This window comes from Mitsuaria chitosanitabida ATCC BAA-476 = NBRC 102408 (assembly GCF_001598255.1).
GTDB lineage: Bacteria > Pseudomonadota > Gammaproteobacteria > Burkholderiales > Burkholderiaceae_C > Roseateles > Roseateles chitosanitabidus.
Map to the genome: position 1 here is coordinate 46,657 of NZ_BCYP01000035.1, position 16,507 is coordinate 63,163.

17 protein-coding genes are annotated in these 16,507 nt (G+C 69.7%); 9 read left to right on the plus strand and 8 right to left on the minus strand.

The genetic code is table 11. The features are described from left to right. The first annotated feature begins 299 nt into the window (after positions 1 to 299). From MCHT01_RS21335 to MCHT01_RS21375, 9 genes are all read left to right on the plus strand, one after another. Positions 300 to 1,031 (plus strand): hypothetical protein, encoded by a 732-nt coding sequence (locus MCHT01_RS21335; RefSeq protein ID WP_245643500.1) that lies wholly within the window; start codon positions 300 to 302, stop codon positions 1,029 to 1,031. 5 nt (positions 1,032 to 1,036) lie between these two features. Beyond that, on the plus strand, positions 1,037 to 1,726 hold the full coding sequence (locus MCHT01_RS21340) for a hypothetical protein (RefSeq protein ID WP_067068477.1): 690 nt from the start codon (positions 1,037 to 1,039) through the stop codon (positions 1,724 to 1,726). 155 nt (positions 1,727 to 1,881) lie between these two features. Beyond that, positions 1,882 to 2,112, plus strand: coding sequence for a hypothetical protein (locus MCHT01_RS21345; RefSeq protein ID WP_067068479.1), 231 nt, complete (start codon positions 1,882 to 1,884; stop codon positions 2,110 to 2,112). Between the two features lie 411 nt (positions 2,113 to 2,523). Next, positions 2,524 to 3,018, plus strand: a complete 495-nt coding sequence (locus MCHT01_RS26900; RefSeq protein ID WP_218017928.1) for a hypothetical protein — start codon at positions 2,524 to 2,526, stop codon at positions 3,016 to 3,018. Positions 3,019 to 3,092: 74 nt separating this feature from the next. After that, the gene (locus tag MCHT01_RS26905) at positions 3,093 to 3,614 is read left to right on the plus strand and encodes a GNAT family N-acetyltransferase (protein WP_067068485.1); all 522 of its coding nucleotides are present in this window, start codon (positions 3,093 to 3,095) and stop codon (positions 3,612 to 3,614) included. Between the two features lie 745 nt (positions 3,615 to 4,359). Then, a complete protein-coding gene (locus tag MCHT01_RS21365; protein WP_067068490.1) occupies positions 4,360 to 4,842 on the plus strand; it encodes an ASCH domain-containing protein in 483 nt (160 codons plus the stop codon). 47 nt (positions 4,843 to 4,889) lie between these two features. Then, positions 4,890 to 5,039: a hypothetical protein gene (locus MCHT01_RS26910; RefSeq protein ID WP_169806187.1), complete on the plus strand. Its 150-nt coding sequence runs from the start codon at positions 4,890 to 4,892 to the stop codon at positions 5,037 to 5,039. Between the two features lie 59 nt (positions 5,040 to 5,098). Continuing rightward, positions 5,099 to 5,782 carry a helix-turn-helix domain-containing protein gene (locus MCHT01_RS21370; protein ID WP_218017929.1) on the plus strand — a complete coding sequence of 228 codons (684 nt, stop codon included), beginning with the start codon at positions 5,099 to 5,101 and terminating at the stop codon, positions 5,780 to 5,782. A gap of 254 nt (positions 5,783 to 6,036) precedes the next feature. After that, positions 6,037 to 7,449 (plus strand): peptide MFS transporter, encoded by a 1,413-nt coding sequence (locus tag MCHT01_RS21375; RefSeq protein WP_067068491.1) that lies wholly within the window; start codon positions 6,037 to 6,039, stop codon positions 7,447 to 7,449. A gap of 74 nt (positions 7,450 to 7,523) precedes the next feature. Here the strand turns inward: MCHT01_RS21375 and MCHT01_RS21380 are convergent, their stop codons facing one another. The 8 genes from MCHT01_RS21380 to hemP all read right to left on the minus strand — a co-directional run bounded on the left by MCHT01_RS21380 (position 7,524) and on the right by hemP (position 16,441). Next, entirely contained in the window at positions 7,524 to 9,065 is a 1,542-nt protein-coding gene (locus MCHT01_RS21380) for a DUF2325 domain-containing protein (RefSeq protein WP_067068494.1), read from the minus strand. Between the two features lie 12 nt (positions 9,066 to 9,077). Continuing rightward, positions 9,078 to 9,848 carry an energy transducer TonB gene (locus MCHT01_RS21385; RefSeq protein WP_067068497.1) on the minus strand — a complete coding sequence of 257 codons (771 nt, stop codon included), beginning with the start codon at positions 9,846 to 9,848 and terminating at the stop codon, positions 9,078 to 9,080. Continuing rightward, the gene (locus MCHT01_RS21390; RefSeq protein ID WP_084453166.1) at positions 9,845 to 10,732 is read right to left on the minus strand and encodes an ATP-binding cassette domain-containing protein; all 888 of its coding nucleotides are present in this window, start codon (positions 10,730 to 10,732) and stop codon (positions 9,845 to 9,847) included. The genes MCHT01_RS21385 and MCHT01_RS21390 overlap by 4 nt, the downstream gene beginning before the upstream one ends. Continuing rightward, entirely contained in the window at positions 10,732 to 11,802 is a 1,071-nt protein-coding gene (locus MCHT01_RS21395; protein WP_245643502.1) for a FecCD family ABC transporter permease, read from the minus strand. Before MCHT01_RS21395 ends, MCHT01_RS21390 begins: the two co-directional genes overlap by 1 nt. After that, positions 11,799 to 12,674, minus strand: a complete 876-nt coding sequence (locus MCHT01_RS21400; RefSeq protein ID WP_245643504.1) for a heme/hemin ABC transporter substrate-binding protein — start codon at positions 12,672 to 12,674, stop codon at positions 11,799 to 11,801. The genes MCHT01_RS21395 and MCHT01_RS21400 overlap by 4 nt, the downstream gene beginning before the upstream one ends. Then, positions 12,668 to 13,762, minus strand: a complete 1,095-nt coding sequence (locus MCHT01_RS21405) for a hemin-degrading factor (protein ID WP_067068500.1) — start codon at positions 13,760 to 13,762, stop codon at positions 12,668 to 12,670. The genes MCHT01_RS21400 and MCHT01_RS21405 overlap by 7 nt, the downstream gene beginning before the upstream one ends. Before the next feature lie 16 nt (positions 13,763 to 13,778). Next, positions 13,779 to 15,980 carry a TonB-dependent hemoglobin/transferrin/lactoferrin family receptor gene (locus MCHT01_RS21410; RefSeq protein WP_067068502.1) on the minus strand — a complete coding sequence of 734 codons (2,202 nt, stop codon included), beginning with the start codon at positions 15,978 to 15,980 and terminating at the stop codon, positions 13,779 to 13,781. 233 nt (positions 15,981 to 16,213) lie between these two features. After that, positions 16,214 to 16,441 carry a hemin uptake protein HemP gene (gene hemP, locus MCHT01_RS21415; protein WP_084453168.1) on the minus strand — a complete coding sequence of 76 codons (228 nt, stop codon included), beginning with the start codon at positions 16,439 to 16,441 and terminating at the stop codon, positions 16,214 to 16,216. Positions 16,442 to 16,507: the final 66 nt, after the last annotated feature.

Consider the following 16,507-nt stretch of genomic DNA (forward strand, 5'->3'; position numbering starts at 1 on the left):
TCTGCCAACAGAGTTGTCCACAGAGACTGGGGAAAGAGGGGGGTCTTCAACCTCGAATTCGCGGGGAAGGCGCTCGGGTCGGACGAGCCCTGATCGGGCCGGCGAGGTTCAATCGCCCACCCGATGCCTCGTCTGCGACGGCAGCTCCTGGAGACGAAGTACCTGTGCGTGGGGGGATTGGGCTGAGGGCTGCCCCTCGGGCGAGAGGAATCACCGCTCCTGGCCGGATGAACCAAAGTCACTGGTCCCCCGGTCTCCCCGCGGTTTAAGCTGAATTTCCCCCAGCTGGACCTACTGCCGTGCCCGCTCAGCCTCCCGGACCCCTCGGACTCGACACCAACACCCCGCGGATCGACAAGGGCACGATGTGCCTGCAGCGCTCGACGCCGCCCGGGGCCACCTGCGTCACCAACGAAGCCAAGGCCAAGCCGCTGGACGCGCAGACGCGCAAGCTGGCGGCCATCGCCTATGGCGAGGCGTCCACCGCCAATGACGCGGACGAGATCGGCGGCATCGCCTGGGCCGTCGCGAACCGGTGCCGCGCCTGGGGAGGAAAGACGGTCGACCAGCTCCTGACCGCCGACCCCAACTACACCTACGCCGTCAAGGACGGCAACGCCCGCTACGGCCAGTTCATGACCGCGACCGAGGCCGCCATCGAGGCCGACGCCGGCATGAAGCTGGCCCGTCAGGCCGCGGAGAATGCGCTCGCGCAGCGCGGCACCGATCCGGCCAACGGCGGGTACTGGTGGGACGGCAAGGACTTCAAGACCAACTACAAGAACCACCCGAAGGTGAAGGACGGCTTCCGCTTCGGCGATCCGTCCCACAATATCTTCGGCGTGAAGGAAACGACGAACGAGGAAGTCGTCACCTATTGGACCGCGATGAAGAAGGGCGTGCTGGTCAACACCAAGGAGCGGGGGCGGTACACCGCCATCTGGGTGTCGACCGCCGCGCATGGGTCCACCATCTTCTGGACCCACCCCGAGGACTACGTCACCGCCACGGGCGGGAAGGCTTATCGGTGAGACGCATGACGAAGTGGCAGGTTCGAGGTGTTCTGGCCCTGGCGGTCGCGGGCGTGACCGCCTGCGCCAACGCGGACGCGGGCGACGCGCCGCGGATCTTCGAGGGCTACGAGGCCTTCTACGCGACGCTGCCCGATCCGCTGTTCAAGGCGGAGGACGCGCGCAAGCGCAGCCCGTCCGGACTGGGCGAGCCCGCGGGCGACTTCTGGAAATGGACCGCGCAGGGCAAGCCTCATGTGCTGCAGCTCACCGGTCCGGACGCGGTGATCGACGGCCGCCGGTTCCCGGCATCCCGGGCGCAGCGATTCGAGGGTGAAGACCTGGCCCCGGCGTTGGGGCGGTCGGCCACCGTCTATGCGAATGACGACGCCGTGTGCGTCGAGGGCGTGCCGGGCAGTGCCAGCGGCACGGCGGTCCGCCACGTGCGGGTGACGCTGATCACGCAGCCGTACGGCGCGGCCGCGAAGCGGTTCGAGCTCCCCAGCCTGTTCGCGAGCTGCCAGGGCCTGACGCGGATCGAGCAGGGCATCGGCTTCCATCGCGTGAGCTACCGCTGGCCCAAGAGCGCGCCGGCGCCGGAGGGCGTCACGTTCGACGCCTTCGCCCTGAAGGGCGAGACCTTCGTCCCCTTGCAGCAGTCCGTGACGGCGACTTTCGTCGAGACCGACAACGTCTATCGATTCACCACGCGCTGAGCCGACACCGGGTCATCGCCGGAAAGGCCGGCATGAGAAGATCCCGCCCACTAGAAACAGACCGATGGGCGGAGGACATGCGGCAAGGGAATTCCATCAGCGGCAGATGGGCGAGGCGCGCGCGCGTCGCCTGTCTGGCCTGCGTCGCGGCGGCCATGCCGCTTGTCGCTCCGGCGGCGGCGGCGGACCAGAAGGCCCTGGAGCATCTCGTCGCGCTGCGGGCCGTGCAGGCGACGTCGGACGACGGCGCCATCGCGCGCTACAACCAGCAGATGGACGAGGCCTGGACCTTCTTCGTCGCGAACAAGGCCACCGTCGTCCCGCTGCTGCGCGAGCAGCTCGATGCGGAGATTTGCGTGTTCGTCTACGGGCGAGGCGCTGGGTGAGGTGAAGGACATCAACCTGCTCATCAACGCGCTGCACGATCGGGACGAGCGCCCAACGAAGACATCGAGTCGCTGACATCACATGATCTCCAATCCCCTCAAGCGGGCTTGCTGCCTGCTGATCCTCGGTCAAGCATGAACACCATGGACGCTTGGCGCCGTGAACCCAACGCTTCGCTGGATGTGGTGGTCCTCCAAGCCTTGCATGAGAGCGTGTTCTCCACGGACCCGGCCGGTCCGAGGAAGCAGGCGCGTCAAGGCTCCTGATCGGGCGGCTGCCGCGCTGCTCGCAACACGTCGTCCCGAACCATGAGACTTGCTCGCCTCATCACCTGGATATGTACGGCGCTTCTCGCCGGAATTTCCGCGTTGTATGGCGCCATCGTGTTGTCCTTGCTTCTGGACGGACGCATGACCGAGTTCAGCAAGGTGCCGACAGGACGTTCCTACACCTGGGCCGACTCGCCCGGCCTGGTGATCGTGAGCACTTTCGGGCATGCCGTGCTGCTGGTCTTTCTGGTGATGTTGACGGCGTGGACCTGGCGAACCCTGCCAACCGCTCTCCTGCGCCTGAGAGGTGTGTGGGGGGTGATGACGGACTTCCAGCGGGCAGGCCTGTGCAGCATCTCCCTCGCGCTCATCTCGACGTTTGCCGCCATGACCTTCGGCCTCCCGGCGGGCGCGATGCGCCGTCCCGCCATTGCGCTCATCTGGGTGATCTGGCTGAGCGCATGCGCGCAGATTCCACTCTGGGCGTTGAAGCTCGGGGAGATCCGCACCGCGACCGGGAAGGTGCTTCGGCGAGCCCATGGCCCCGCGGACTTCTGGCGGCGCTGGGTCGTCGTCACCGCTTGGTGCGCGCTGATCTTGGCCCTTGCCACCCTTGTGTGCTGGCTCGAATGGTGAGCGCGGTCGCACGCTCCCAGCCTGGAGCGAACCGACCACAGCAAGTCGGCAGCCGCAGCCCTATATTCCCGGGCATGCACGAACTGCTTCATCTGCGGCCGGGAGCGCCGCAGGATGCCACGCCCATTGCGGCGCTGGCCATCCAGGTATTTCTCGACACGTACGCGACGCAAGGCATTCGCCCCGATCTCGCCCGCGAGGTATTTCGCAACTACTCGCCCGAAGCATTCCTGGAGCGGGTCCATCGCCCCGGCTGCCATTTCGTGCTCGCCGAGATCGAGGCGGCGCTCATCGGCTTCGCGGAGGTCGACGTCCTTGCTCCGCCATGCCTCGGCACAACGAGCGGCGGTGCCGACCTGGTCCGCCTCTACGTGCAGCCCGCCTTCCAGCGTGCGAGGGCGGGAACGCGACTGCTGGCCGCGGCGGAGGATGTCGCCAAGTCCACGGGCTCGTCCGCGCTGTGGTTGCGGGCGTGGGACGGCAATCAACGCGCACGCGACTTCTATGCTCGACGCGGCTACACCGACATCGGCGAGACGGTCCACGTGATCGAAGGTCAGAGATACGGCAACCGCGTGTTCCGTCGCGAGATCTGACAGCGATGGCGCGGAGCAAGGCGGCACCGCTCGTCTGTTGAGGACGCTTCTTCAGGCTGACGACAGGTCGTTCAACAGCGGTGGTCTTCGAATGGAGGGCATCGGCCTGCGGCTCACGGGCATCGCGGTCTTCGACGCCACCGTAGCGATGACGCTGATTCCATACGCTCAGCCCCAGTTCTTGTGGAAGAAGGCGACCGCGAAGCAGAGTGTCAACAGCACGGGGACGATCCAGCGCATGGCGTCAGGATGCAAGAAGCCAAAGAGTCGAAGGGTCTCTGGTTTGAAGACATGCAGGCAATGAGGGCAGCAGACCACCGGTCCCTTGTCGTGCAGACGGTAGTACCCGAATCGCATGCCGCCAGAGACGATGGCTTTGCGAGCCGGGAACTCGTGGGAACAACGAGGGCAGACCTCAAACGCTTGCACGTGCCGTTCCTCCAATGGGCCAGTGTCGAACCTTCGCGCCGACATCGCGTGGATGTGTCGACTGCCACCAGCTTAAGGCTGTCGGCTTCTGGTTGGCCACGGGCTACTCCTCCATCACCCATCCGGGCGGCGACATACCGCTGTTCCAGAACAAGACGAAGCCGTTCTTGCTGTAGTCCCCAACGCGGACAACGAAGTACTCATCGTTGACGCTGTTGAATTCGGTGCGCCCTGAATTGCTTTCTTCCGGCCTGCTCGCCCAGGTCTCCGACACTGCCTCGACACAGTCCCTTGGCGCCAGGCCACAACCCAACACATGTCAGTCCCCTCACACCTTCTTCCGTTCTGGAACGAGTTCCTGCTTGCCACAGGGGCGGTCGATCAGGGCCGCTACTACGACGTCTGCCTCTTTGGCGATAGCGAGCAGCTTGCCGACGAACTGGCCGATCTGGTGCTGCGCGGCGTCAAGCGTGCAACCGCCGGCTCGTTGTGGTCGTATGAGGATCAGGGGATACGAATCCCCAGGCCGGGCGACCTCAGCATCGTCACCGCCTGGTCAGGTCGACCGCTCTGCATCATTGAGACACAAGCCGTCGATATCGTTCCCTACAACGAGGTCACCGCGGAGTTTGCCGCCGTTGAGGGTGAGGGCGATGGGTCGCTCGCCTACTGGCGTGAGAACCATCAACGGTACTTCGAGCGTGAATGCGAAAGAGCCGGACGACGGTTTGACGAGAGGATGTTGCTCGCTTGTGAGCAGTTCAAAGTCATCTATCAATCTCGGCAACGCGCGGCCTGACCCGGTGATGCCCGTCCCCCTTCCCGTTCTTCAACCTGAGCTACCCCATGAGCGTTCACGACAAGGACACCATTGACCAGTGCGGTCAGACCAGCGATGGCACGGCGCATCTGGTGATGTACTGCCCCGGCGAACTGGGGAAGGACTTCTCCTTCGAGGACATCGCCGAGAAGGCCGAGAACGACCTCGCGCCCTGACGGCGGCCGGGAGCAAGAACGGTCAGGACAGGTCATCGCTCGATGGCGATGATGCCGACATGGACCACCGCACCGCGACCTCCACCGATCCGTTCCTCCAGCTCTTGCGCTGGATCGAGCAGCAGCTTGACCACCCCTTGACCCTGGAGCAGATCGCGGCGCAGGTGGGCCTGTCTCCGTACCACTTCTCGCGTCTGTTCACCGCGCGCCTGGGCCGCAGCGTCATGGCGCATGTGCGCGCGCGGCGCCTGGTGCGAGGGGCTCGGCGTCTCTCCCTGGAGCCCGACCTCCGCTTGGTCGAATTGGCGCTCGATTGTGGTTTCGATTCCCAGGAAGCATTCACGCGGGCCTTCAAACGGCTTTTCGGCGTATCGCCTGGGCGCTTTCGCACCGGCTTTGCCGTTGCTCCTCTGGAAGGTCAGTTCCCCATGTCAGAACCCCTCGAACGCAGTGCCAACGTCTTGCAGTTGCCCGACCTCGTGACGCTGCCCGCATTCCGCGTCGCCGGCCCTTCACGTCGATTCGACGACAGCTCCAAGGCGCAGATCCCGCAGCTCTGGTCAGCGCTGATCGGCCGCCTGCCCTTTGAAGGACAGGTGGGGAGTTGGGCTGGTCTTCCGCATCACGTTGAACGGCGGAGCCGTCCACCCTCAGGTGAAGCAGGCCATGGCGACGATCTGGGGAGCGCTCATTCCCGCGTCGGGCCGGGCGGTGGTGGACGGCCCCGATTTCGAGCGCTATGACGGACGATTCGATCCGCAAGAGCCGGGGGCCATCATCGATTTCCATGTCCCTGCGCAAGGGTGAGGTGACCAACGCCATACCGGCGATGGCTCACCGTGCACGCCGTGTGGGATCGCAGGGACGTCAACCGCACGTGACCAGGAGCGGTCAAGCGACGACCCGCGCTGACTGTGCGCTACAGGGCGATCTCGCATTGCCCGGCCTTTCGCGCTGAGCGACAGTCGCGGGATCCTTGTCTTCCACAGGACTCCCCTTGACCACCGTCCCCCTCTCCGCGGCCGTCGACGCCACGAGCGACCTGCGCGCCCGCCACGACAAGTCCTTCCTGGGACACCCCGCCGGCCTGGGCTGGCTGGCCTTCTGCGAGCTGTGGGAGCGCTTCTCCTATTACGGCATGCAGGCGCTGCTGGTGCTCTACCTCAGCAACTACCTGTTCATGCCCGAGCACATCGGCGTCGTCGCCGGCATGGACCCGCTGCGCGCCATGATCGAGAGCGTGACCGGCTCACGGTCCACGCAGCAGCTGGCCTCGGTCGTCTTCGGCCTCTACACCGGCTTCGTCTACCTCACGCCCATCTTCGGCGGCCTGCTCGCCGACCGCGTGCTCGGACGCACCAGGACCGTCGTCATCGGCGCGCTGCTGATGGCGGCGGGCCACTTCCTGATGGCCATCGAGGCCGCGCTGCTGCCCGCCCTGGGCTGTCTGCTGCTGGGCGTGGGCTGCTTCAAGGGCAACATCGCCGCCCAGGTGGGCGACCTGTACGGTCCGGACGACAAGCGCCGCGCCAGCGCCTTCCAGATCTTCATGCTGGCGGTGCAGGTCGCCGTCATCGCCGCGCCCATCGTCTGCGGCACGCTGGGCGAGCGCGTGGGCTGGCACTGGGGCTTCGGCGCCGCCGGCGTGGGCATGCTGATCGGCCTGTTCGTCTACCTGGCCGGCCGCCGCTTCCTGCCGCCGGAACCCCAGAGCGCCGCCAAGACCGAGGCCGTCGCCAAGCCGCCCATCGGCCGTCGTGGCGTGATGCAGGTCGTGCTGCTCGTCGCCATCCTGCCGCTGCTGATGCTGTCCATCGTCGGCAATCAGCAGTTCAACAACGCCTATCCGCTGTGGTCGCAGCAGTACATGGACATGGTCGTCGGCGGCTTCACCGTGCCCGTGACCTGGCTGCAGTCCGTCGACGCGACCGTCAGCTTCCTGACCATGCTCGGCTCGATCGCGTTCTGGAAGTGGTGGTCCACCCGCCGCCGCGAGCCCGACGAGGTCGCCAAGATGGCGCTCGGCTGCTTCGTGGCCGCAGGCGCCCCGGCGCTGCTGCTGATCCCGGCGATGTCGCTCGAGGCGGGCGGCGCCAAGATCAGCATCCTGTGGACCTTCGCCTACACGCTGGTCAACGACATCGGCTTCGCCAACATCCTCCCCGTCGGCCTGGCGCTGTACTCGCGCGCGTCGCCCCGCGGACTGCAGGGCGTGATGATCGGCATCTACTACCTGCACCTGTTCTTCGGCAACCTGTTCGTCGGCTGGCTCGCCGGCCTGCTGGAAGTCCTGCCGGGCTCGCAGTTCTGGCTGCTGCACGCGGCCCTGGTGGCCGCCGCCGGCGCGGGCCTGCTGCTGGTGAAGCTGATGTTCGGGCGATTGCTGGCGGAGGACGAAACGCCGGCTTGACGGCCTCGTCACGTTCAGCGCGCCTGAACGATGACGCCGTCATCGGCAATGCCCGCCGCGCCCGCCGCGGGCCTTCAGTCCTCGCGCGTGGCCTGCGACAAGCCGTCGGCCACCGCCTCGTCACTTTCCAGCGATCCCAGCGCCCGGCGCAGGCTGCTCGCGCTCGGCTTGTCGACGAAGACGCACTGCTTGTTGTGCCGCTTGCAGTGGTCCTTCACGCGCCAGTAGGCGTCGTGGCTGATGCAGCCGGTCTGGCAGATCACCAGGTCCGCCGCCGCCAGGCTCGCATCGAGCTTGGCCACCGCGTCCTCCTCGCCGCCGTCGTGGTGCAGGAAGCGGCCGCCGGTGCGCTCGATCAGCTGGCGGTAGATCGGCACCACCGCCGGCCGGCCGCCGACGCACAGCACCGAGCGCTCGTCCAGCGAGGGCAGGCTCGCCTCGGTCGCGGGCGTGGCCTCCAGGCGCTGCGCCAGGCGCGCCTGCTGTTGCTCCCTCTGGGACAGGGCCGCCTGCAGGTCGTCCGCGCGACGCTGCCCGCGCTCCTCCTGCTGGCGCGAGGCCAGCAGCGCGCGCTCCAGCTGATGGATGCGCTCCTGCTGCGCCTGGAGCTGGCGGGCCTGCTCGTGGCGATGACGCAGGCCGGGGATGCTCTCCTCCAGCTGCTGCATCTCGTCGCGCAGCCCGGCGGCCAGCGTGTCGCGCGCCATCAGCTCGCCGCGCAGGCGCAGGCACTCGGCCTGGGACTGCTCCAGCTCCCGCGCCCGTTCGGCGAGCAGCCGCGTGCTGCGCGACTGCGCCTGGGCCAGCTCGCGGCCCAGCACGGCGTTCTCGTCCGCGAGCTCCTCCATGCGCTGCAGGTCGGCCCGGTTGGCCGACCCGACCTGGTGCTGCAGCATGTGGATGTCCCGCAGCACCTGCTCCTGCAGCGCGGCGTCGCAGCGCGCATGCGTCAGCGCGCCCCACAGCGCGCCGGCGACGTCGTTGCCCTGCAGCGCGGCGGTCCACCACCGCGTCAGCGCCTCGGCGGTCTTGTGCTGGGAGGACTGGCGCATCGCCATCGCGTAGCGCTGGTCCAGCTCCTTCTGCAGCATCTCGGAGATCCCGCTGCGGCGCGCGCATTCGTTGATCGCGCCGCAGTGCAGCTCGTAGTCGTTGGCCAGCGCCTGGCCACCGAGCGCCTTGCCCAGCTTGCGCCGCAGCACCGGCATCGGCAGGCACACGCCGATCACCGGACACAGGGCCTGCGACGGGAGCTCCCACAGCCGTCGGCGGCGCGAGCCGCGATGCACCGGGGTCTCGTCGGCGGGCGCTCCGCCGGTCGCGGAGTAGCTCGTGGGCGTGGCGCCGCCTCCGCCATCGAGGTCCGCGCCCGCACCGACACCGGCGGCCGTGACACCGCTCGCGGTCCCCGCACGGCCGTTCCCGCGCGCGAGGGCCTGCGCCATCGGCAGGCCCGCGACCGCGGCGGGCACGGCCGGCACCTCGCCGAAGGGCGCCGCCGGATTTGTCAGCGCGTTGGCGGCCGACGCGAACACCGACGCGCCGCCGGAGGAGCGCGGTGCGTCCGCGCGTGCCAGCAGATCGGTCAGCGAAAGGGGGGAAGGCTTGTCGCACATGGCGTCGGACTCCTACTGCAAGGTGGACGGCTGGAGCGCGAAGCGCACCGGGTATTCGACCCAGCTGACCAGCTTCTGATCGCCCCGACGGGCCGGGAGATAGGGACAGGACTCGGCGACGCGGCGCGCCGCCTCGTCCAGCAGCCGCCAGCCGCTGCCGCCGGCCACGATCACCTCGGCCGCGCGGCCGTCGGCATCGACCTTCACCCGCAGCAACACCTGACCCTGGATGCCGCGCTCACGCAGCAGGGCGGGGTAGTGGCGCGCGGTCTGGCGGTCGCTGCAGACCTGGTGGTCGGCGGGGAAGGCCGCGGGCGAGTCGGCCGAGGGGCGCGCCGCCGGGGCGGCGATCGGTGACGGGGGCGGGGACGTGCTCGATGAAGCGACCGTGATCGCGGAGGTCATCGGCGCCGGCGTGATCTGCGGTGACGGCGCGGCATCGGCACCGGCCGCCGTGGGCGCGTCGAAGCGCGGCGACGGCGTCGCGGGCGAAAGGGGCGGGGCGACGGATGGCGCGGTCGTGATCTGCACGGTCGGTGGGGGAATGTCCGGCGAGGGCGGGACCCTCAGTGCCGAGGGCGGCAGGGCGACGAGCAACGGCGCCATGGCGGTCGCCACCGAGGCCGTCTTCGCCGACGGCGGCAGCAGTCGCGCGCTGATCGGGACCGAACCGGGCAGGGGCGCGCGCGTCGGGGCGAAGGCGCTCGCCAGGGCGAGCAGCATCGCCGCGTGGACGCCACCCGTCACCGCCCAGCCGGTCCACCGCGCGCCGGAGCGATTCACGGTCTCGACTCCACGCGGTGGTCACCGCCCTCGGCGCGTGAGATCGCGCCCGCGGGTCGTGGGCCGGCCGTGCCGCCGCCTTCGATGGCGCCGCCACGGTCGGTCGCGCCGATCGCCCCGGCCATCATCGGCAGGATCGCCAGGCCGTGCTCGTCGCGCAGCAGCCGCAGGCGCGTGTCGTAGAGCTGCTCCAGCAGGGGCAGCGTGGCCGGCAGCGCGTCGCAGTCGGCGATCAGGCGCCCGCCTTTCATCAGCCAGAGCCGGTCGAAATGATTCAGCGCCAGATTGAGGTCGTGTAGCACCGCGACCAGCGCGTGCCCGCGCCGGTTCGCGAAGTCCGTCATCGAGGCCATCAGCGACAGGCTCAAGCCGGGGTCCAGCGCGGCGACCGGCTCGTCGACCAGCAGCAGACCGTCGCGCGCGTCCCAGGCCTGCGCGAAGACACGGGCCAGCTGCACGCGGGCCTGCTCGCCGCCGGACAGCGTGTCGAAGCGGCGGCCGGTCAGGTGCTCGGCCTGGGCCTGGACCAGGGCCTCGCGGACGATGCTCTCCTGGCGGCCGTCGCCCTGTCGCGCGACGCGGCCCAGCGCGACCACCAGTTCCACCGGCAGCCCGAAGGCGACGCCGTGCTGCTGCGGAAGCACCGCGCGGCGGCGCGCGAGATCGCCCGAGGTCCAGCTCGACAGCGGCCGGCCTGCGAAGCTCAGCGTGCCGGCACCGGACTTGAGCTCCCGCGCGATCAGGCGCAGCAGCGTGGACTTGCCGGCCCCGCTGGGACCGAGGATGGCGACGCGCTCGCCGGCCTCGAGCCGCAAGCTCAGCGGGCCGATGGCGGCGCTGCCCAGCGACACGCGCACGTCCTGCAAGGTCAGCAAGGCGCTCATCACGCACTCCCCATGCGGCGCACCGCGCCACGCAGCAGGAACAGGAACCAGGGCGCGCCGATCAGCGCGCTGAACACGCCGACGGGGATCTCCGCCGGAACGGCCAGCGTGCGCGCGAAGGCGTCCGCGACGACCAGCAGCAGCGCGCCCGACAGCATCGCGTTGGGCAGCACATGGCGCTGGTCCGAGCCGACGAGCTGGCGCGCCAGGTGCGGCGCCATCAGCCCGATGAAACCGATGCTGCCGCACCAGGCGACGGCCAGCGCCGACAGCAGCGCGACGATCGCGATCGCCCGCAGGCGGAGCTTGTCGACCTCGATGCCGACGTGCGCCGCGGCCGCCTCGCCGAGCGCCAGCGCGTTCAGGCGCGGGGCCATGCGCCAGGCCACGATGCCGAGCAGCAGCAGCGCGCCGCCCATCACGGCGGCCATGGTCCAGTTGGCGCCGGCCAGCGAGCCCAGCGTCCAGAAGTTGATCGCGCGCAGCTGCTCGTCGTTGGCGATGAAGCTGCACAGGCCCACGATGGCGAAGGCCATCGCCTGCAAGGCCAGGCCGCACAGCAGCAGCGCCGCGATCGAGCCCGGCGCCAGCCAGCGGGACAGGCGCTCCAGCGCGAAGCACACCGACAGCGCGCCGGCGAACCCCACCAGCGGCAGCAGCCACAGGCGCGCCTCCGGCGGGATCACCGCGTGCAGGCTGGCGAAGACGGTCAGCGTCAGCGCCACCGACGCGGCCGCGCCGCTGGTCACGCCCAGCAGGCTGGGCTCGGCCATCGGGTTGCGGAACAGCGCCTGGCTCAGCGCGCCGGCCAGTCCCAGCGAAGCGCCCACCGCCAGCGTCAGCCCGATGCGCGGCAGCCGCAGCTGCCACAGCACATGCGCGCCGCCCGTCTTGGGCGCGTCGCTCCACGGGCCGTTGAACCAGTCGGCCAACGCGATCGGGACCGCGCCGAACTGCACCACCACGACCACCGCGATCGCCAGCGCGAGCGACAGCAAGGCCGGGCGCGACCAGGCGCGGCGCGATGCGCGATCGCGCGGCGCGGGCAGGGTGGAACCGAGCGTGCTCACACGGATTTGCCGCCGGGCGCGTGCAGCCCCTGCGCCAGCGTCTTCAGCGCCAGCGGCGTGCGGGGCCCGAAACCGAGCAGCGTCATCGTCTCCATGACGACGACGCGGCGCTGCTGGCCGGCCGGCGTCTGCGCCAGCCCGGGCAGCTTGAGCAGCCCGTCGATGCCGCCGCTGGCCTCGACGCCTTGCGACGTCGCCAGGATTACGTCCGGGGCCGCGGCGATCGCGGATTCCGGCGCGAGCATCTTGTAGCCCTGCGCGTCGCCCAGCGCGTTGACGCCGCCGGCGTAGCCGATCATGGCGTCCGCGCCGGTGCCGCCCCCCGCGATGCGCGCCTGGTTGGCGGCGTTCGACAGGATGAAGATCACGCGCGGCGCGCGGTGGCCGGCGGCGACCTGCGTCACCAGTTGGCGGCTCGCAGCCCATTCGGTCTGCAGGCGCTGGACGAGCGCCGCGGCTTGCGTCTGGCGGCCCAGCAGCTCGCCGAGCGTCCGGGTCCGTTCGATCACGCCTTCGAAGCGGTTCTCGGCGCGCAGCACGTGCAGCGGCACCTTGGCTGTCTCCAGCTGGCGCAGCACCGCGGGCGGACCGGCTTCCTCGGTCGCGACGATCATCGTCGGCGCCAGCGACAGCAGGCCCTCGGCGGCCAGCGTGCGCGCGTAGCCCACGTTGGGAAGCCGGGTCGCGGCGACCGGGTACAGCGAGGTGCTGTCCACGCCGACCAGCTCGCCTTGCGCGCCCAGTTCATAGATGAGCTCGGTCAGCGCGCCGCCGACGCTGATGACGCGGCGGGCGGCGGCCCGGGCCGGCACGACCACCGGCAGCAGCGCCGCGGCCGGCGCCATCGCGAGCAGGTGGCGGCGGCTCAGCACGGCACGGCCTCCGGCGCCCCTTCGACCAGGCTCTCCAGCAGGTTGCGCCAGTCGCAGCGCTCGGCCTGGCCGGGCTTGCGTTCGCCGAACATCATCGCGATCGTGCGGCCCTGCGCGTCGAACAGCTCCAGCGAGCACACCAGCCCGTCCACCGTGGGCTTGCGCACCAGCCAGGCGGAGGCGATGTGGTCCTCGCGCAGATGCAGGTTGAAGCCCGGATCCAGCACGTTGATCCACGGGCCCATCATCGCGACCTTGTGCACCGGGCCGCTGTGGATCTGGATCATCCCCGGGTTGCCGACGAAGACCATGATGGACACGCCTTCCTGGGCCGCGCGGCTGAGCAGCTCCTGCGCGCTCGACAGCGGCAGCGCCTGCGCGAAGCGCGGGTCGGCCAGGCGCAGCGCCTGGGTGCGGCTCAGGCCGTGACGCTTGAGCAGGCCGAAGAAGTCATGCGTGTCGCGCAGCGAGGCCCATTCCGAGCGGAAGGCCGCCACGTCGACCGAGTCGTCCGCCGGCTCGGCCGGGTCCTGCCAGGCGTCGGCGGTCTCCAGGCCGGGCTGCTGCTCGGTCGACAGGAAGCGCTCGACCAGCGCCTCGTAGGCGGCCAGGTCGCTCTCGGGCTTCAGGAAGATCTTGTGGATGGCGTGGCCGGCGGCGTCGAAGAACTGCAGGCTGCGCTGGATCGCGCCGTCGGACAGGGCCTCGGCGACGGCGAAGCCGTGGCGCCAGTGGCTGTAGAAGATGCGCAGGTCGATGGCGCCGGCCAGCACCAGGCCGACCAGGCGCTGCGGCCCCTGCGCGCTGGCGTCGGCGTAGACGCCGACCTTCTCGTGCACGCAGGACTCGTTGCGGGTCAGCGCCATGACCGGGCCCAGCGGCTCGATCGCGGCGATCAGGTCCTGCCACTCGGCGCGCAGGCGGCGCGCGCGCAGCGGCGATTCGCCGTCGTCGAAGGCGCCGACGTGGGCCGCGAGCAGCTCGCCCTCGGAGATGCTCAGGGCGCTGGCGATGTCGCGGTGGCGGGCCTTGCGCTCGTGACGGGCGCTGGCGAATGCCTGTCGCAGGGCGGTGAAGCTGGCGTTCATGTCGGGATACTCCTGGTCAGAAATCGGCGCGCAGGGACACCTGCAGGGCGCGGCCGGGGGCGGTGAAGGCGTCGATGGTCGACAGCGACTTGGCGTCGTTGGCGACGCCGTTGACGTCGCTCCAGCGCCAGTACTTCTTGTCGAAGAGGTTGGTGATGGCCGCGGTGATGCGGAAGGTCTTGTCGAACCGGTACTCGCCGCCCAGGTCGATCACGTCGTACTTCTTCGGCGTGAACAGCGTGGCCGCGCTGACATCGGACGGCTTCTTGCCCGAGCTGTGCACCCAGGTCGCGTCCATGGCCCAGGGGCCGGTCTCGTAGCGCGCGCCGAGCTTGCCGCGCAGCGGCTGCACGCTGTCCAGCGGCGTCTCGACGCCGTTGCGGATGCTGTGGCCGCGCGACTTCGCCACGGCGGCGTTCAGGTTCAGACCGGGCAGCACGTCCCAGACGATGCGCGCCTCCACGCCCTTGATGCGGGCCTGCTCCAGGTTGATGTACTGGAACACCGCCGGGTCGCTGGGCCGGAACGAGCCGCCGACCACTTCCTGCGAGATGAAGTCGCGGTAGCGGTTGTCGTAGGCGCTCAGCTGCCAGCGCAGCGTCTCGTCGAGGCGGCCGCGCAGGCCCAGCTCCCAGCTGTTGGCGTGCTCGGGCTTCAGATTCGGATTGGCGATGCTGACGTAGCCCTGCGCGGGGTTGGAGAAGCTGTTGTTGACCTGGTCCGGCGCCGGCGCGCGGAAGCCCTGCGACCACTGCACATACGGTTGCACCAGCGGCGAGGCGCGCCAGATCACGCCCAGCCGCGGCGTGACGGCCTGGTCGCTCAGCGTGACCGCGTTGCCGGTGTAGCCGGCGGACTTGGGCGAGAGCTTGTAGTGCTCGAAGCGCAGGGCCGGGATGACGGTGAAGTCGCCTGCCTCGATCTCGTCCTGCACGAAGGCGCCCGCCAGCGTGTAGGTGGTGTCGGGGAAGGGCTTGTTGGGGAACTCGCCGGTGTTGGGCGTGCCGTCGCGCAGCGCGCGCACCTGGTTGCGGCTGGCGTCGATGCCGTAGCTCAGGCGCTGGTGGGCCAGCTGCGTCTGCGCCTGGGTGCTCAGCCCGATCAGGCGTTCCTTGTAGGTGCCGGTGCGGGTGCGGTCGGCGGCGGTGCTGCGGTCCTCGAAGGACCATTGGCGCGTCTCGCTGTCCTGCAGGTAGACGTTGGTGACGACCTGCTGCACCCACGGCGCGTTCAGGTCCTCGTAGCGGTGCTCCAGCGAGACGCGGCCGCGCTCAAGCTTGTCGCTGGCCTGCGTGCCCAGCACCGTGCCGCTGGTGGTGATGGCGCTCAGCACGTCGGTGTCGGTCTTGCGCTGGCGGTACTCGACCGTGCCCATCAGGCGGTGGTGGGCGTCGATGCGGTAGCCCAGCTTGGCCATGACGCTGTCGGTGTCGATGTCCGACGGGTTGGGTTTCGTGCGGAGCTCGTTGGGACGGCCGTCGTCGCCCCGGTTCCTGGTCTCGTGGCCGCGGCGCACCGAGGCCTGCACCAGGCTGCTCCAGTCGCCCGAGCCGAAAGCCAGCGCGGCGCTCGCGTACTTGGCGTTGTCCACGGTCGCCAAGCCGATACGCGCGGTGCCGGCGAAGGTCTTGCCGTCGACCAGCAGGTCCTCGGGCGACAGGGTGCGCAGGCTCAGCGCGCCGGCCAGGCCGTCGCTGCCGTAGGACGTCGAGGTGGGGCCGCGCAGGACCTCGGCGCCGGCCAGGCTGCTCAGGTCGACGAAGTCGGCGCGGCCGCTGTAGAACGGGCCGAAGGAGAAGCTCTGCGGGACGCGGATGCCGTCCACCATCATGAGCACGCGGTTGCCTTCCAGGCCGCGGATGTTCAGGCCTTCGTTGCCGGCGCGGCCCAGCGAGGAGCCCACCGCGGTGAAGCGCGCCGCCATGGCGGGGACGTCGATGTCGACTTCGTCGGACAGCAGATCCTTCAGGTCGCGCGCGTCGCGGCGCTCGAGCTGCCGGCGGTTCTTCACCGTGACGGTGTTGGGCACGGCGTCGACCGAGCGCTCGGTCCGCGTCGCGGAGACGGTCAGCTCGCCGAGCTGCCGCGGCTGGTCGGTGCTGGCGCCGGAGGCCGGCGCGGCGGGCGGCTGTGCCTGGGGCGAGGTCTGTGCCTGGGCAAATGCGAGCGGGAATGCCAACGAGAGGGCGAGCGCGACGGGCGTGCGGCGCAGAAGCATGGTGACGAGGTCCTTGTCGTTATCGGATCTCGCACGGGCTGGCGCGTCGCGGGCTGGTGCGGCGGGCGTCTCGCGACGTCCCGGTTCTGGTTCTTCTGGAATGCGGGACCAGGCGCGGCCGGCGTGGCGTCAGCGGTCTGGTCGGCGGAACGTGGTGGCGGTGGCGGGGACCGCGGGACGCGGCGATCGGTGCCGGCAGGGCCGGGCCGACACGGATCGCCGCGCCGGGCGGCTCACTTGGTCAGGATCAGCTTGCCCAGCGAGGTCACGCGCAGGCGATAGAGGCTGCCGGCGTGCTCGATTTCGATCTCGCGCTCGTTGCCCAGCAAGGCCTGGCTGCTGATGCGGCGACGCTGGGCGATGGCAGCCGCTTCGACGCGCGGCGATCCTGTGACGACGCGCGCGCCATCCAGCGCGGCGGCCTGCAGGGCCTCGGTGTGGGTGTGGTGGTAGGCAGTCATGTGAAGCATCTTAATGAGAACGATTCGCAATAGCAACCTTGAATCGCGCCGATAGCGATTTTTTCT

Coding starts and splice junctions, on each gene's coding strand:
- MCHT01_RS21380 (WP_067068494.1), bottom strand. CDS start 9,065: ATGTGCGACAAGCCTTCCCCCCTTTCGCTGACCGATCTGCTGGCACGC.
- MCHT01_RS21410 (WP_067068502.1), bottom strand. CDS start 15,980: ATGCTTCTGCGCCGCACGCCCGTCGCGCTCGCCCTCTCGTTGGCATTC.
- hemP (WP_084453168.1), bottom strand. CDS start 16,441: ATGACTGCCTACCACCACACCCACACCGAGGCCCTGCAGGCCGCCGCG.
- MCHT01_RS21345 (WP_067068479.1), top strand. CDS start 1,882: ATGCCGCTTGTCGCTCCGGCGGCGGCGGCGGACCAGAAGGCCCTGGAG.
- MCHT01_RS21340 (WP_067068477.1), top strand. CDS start 1,037: ATGACGAAGTGGCAGGTTCGAGGTGTTCTGGCCCTGGCGGTCGCGGGC.
- MCHT01_RS26910 (WP_169806187.1), top strand. CDS start 4,890: ATGAGCGTTCACGACAAGGACACCATTGACCAGTGCGGTCAGACCAGC.
- MCHT01_RS21370 (WP_218017929.1), top strand. CDS start 5,099: ATGGACCACCGCACCGCGACCTCCACCGATCCGTTCCTCCAGCTCTTG.
- MCHT01_RS21365 (WP_067068490.1), top strand. CDS start 4,360: ATGTCAGTCCCCTCACACCTTCTTCCGTTCTGGAACGAGTTCCTGCTT.
- MCHT01_RS26905 (WP_067068485.1), top strand. CDS start 3,093: ATGCACGAACTGCTTCATCTGCGGCCGGGAGCGCCGCAGGATGCCACG.
- MCHT01_RS21390 (WP_084453166.1), bottom strand. CDS start 10,732: ATGAGCGCCTTGCTGACCTTGCAGGACGTGCGCGTGTCGCTGGGCAGC.
- MCHT01_RS26900 (WP_218017928.1), top strand. CDS start 2,524: ATGACCGAGTTCAGCAAGGTGCCGACAGGACGTTCCTACACCTGGGCC.
- MCHT01_RS21405 (WP_067068500.1), bottom strand. CDS start 13,762: ATGAACGCCAGCTTCACCGCCCTGCGACAGGCATTCGCCAGCGCCCGT.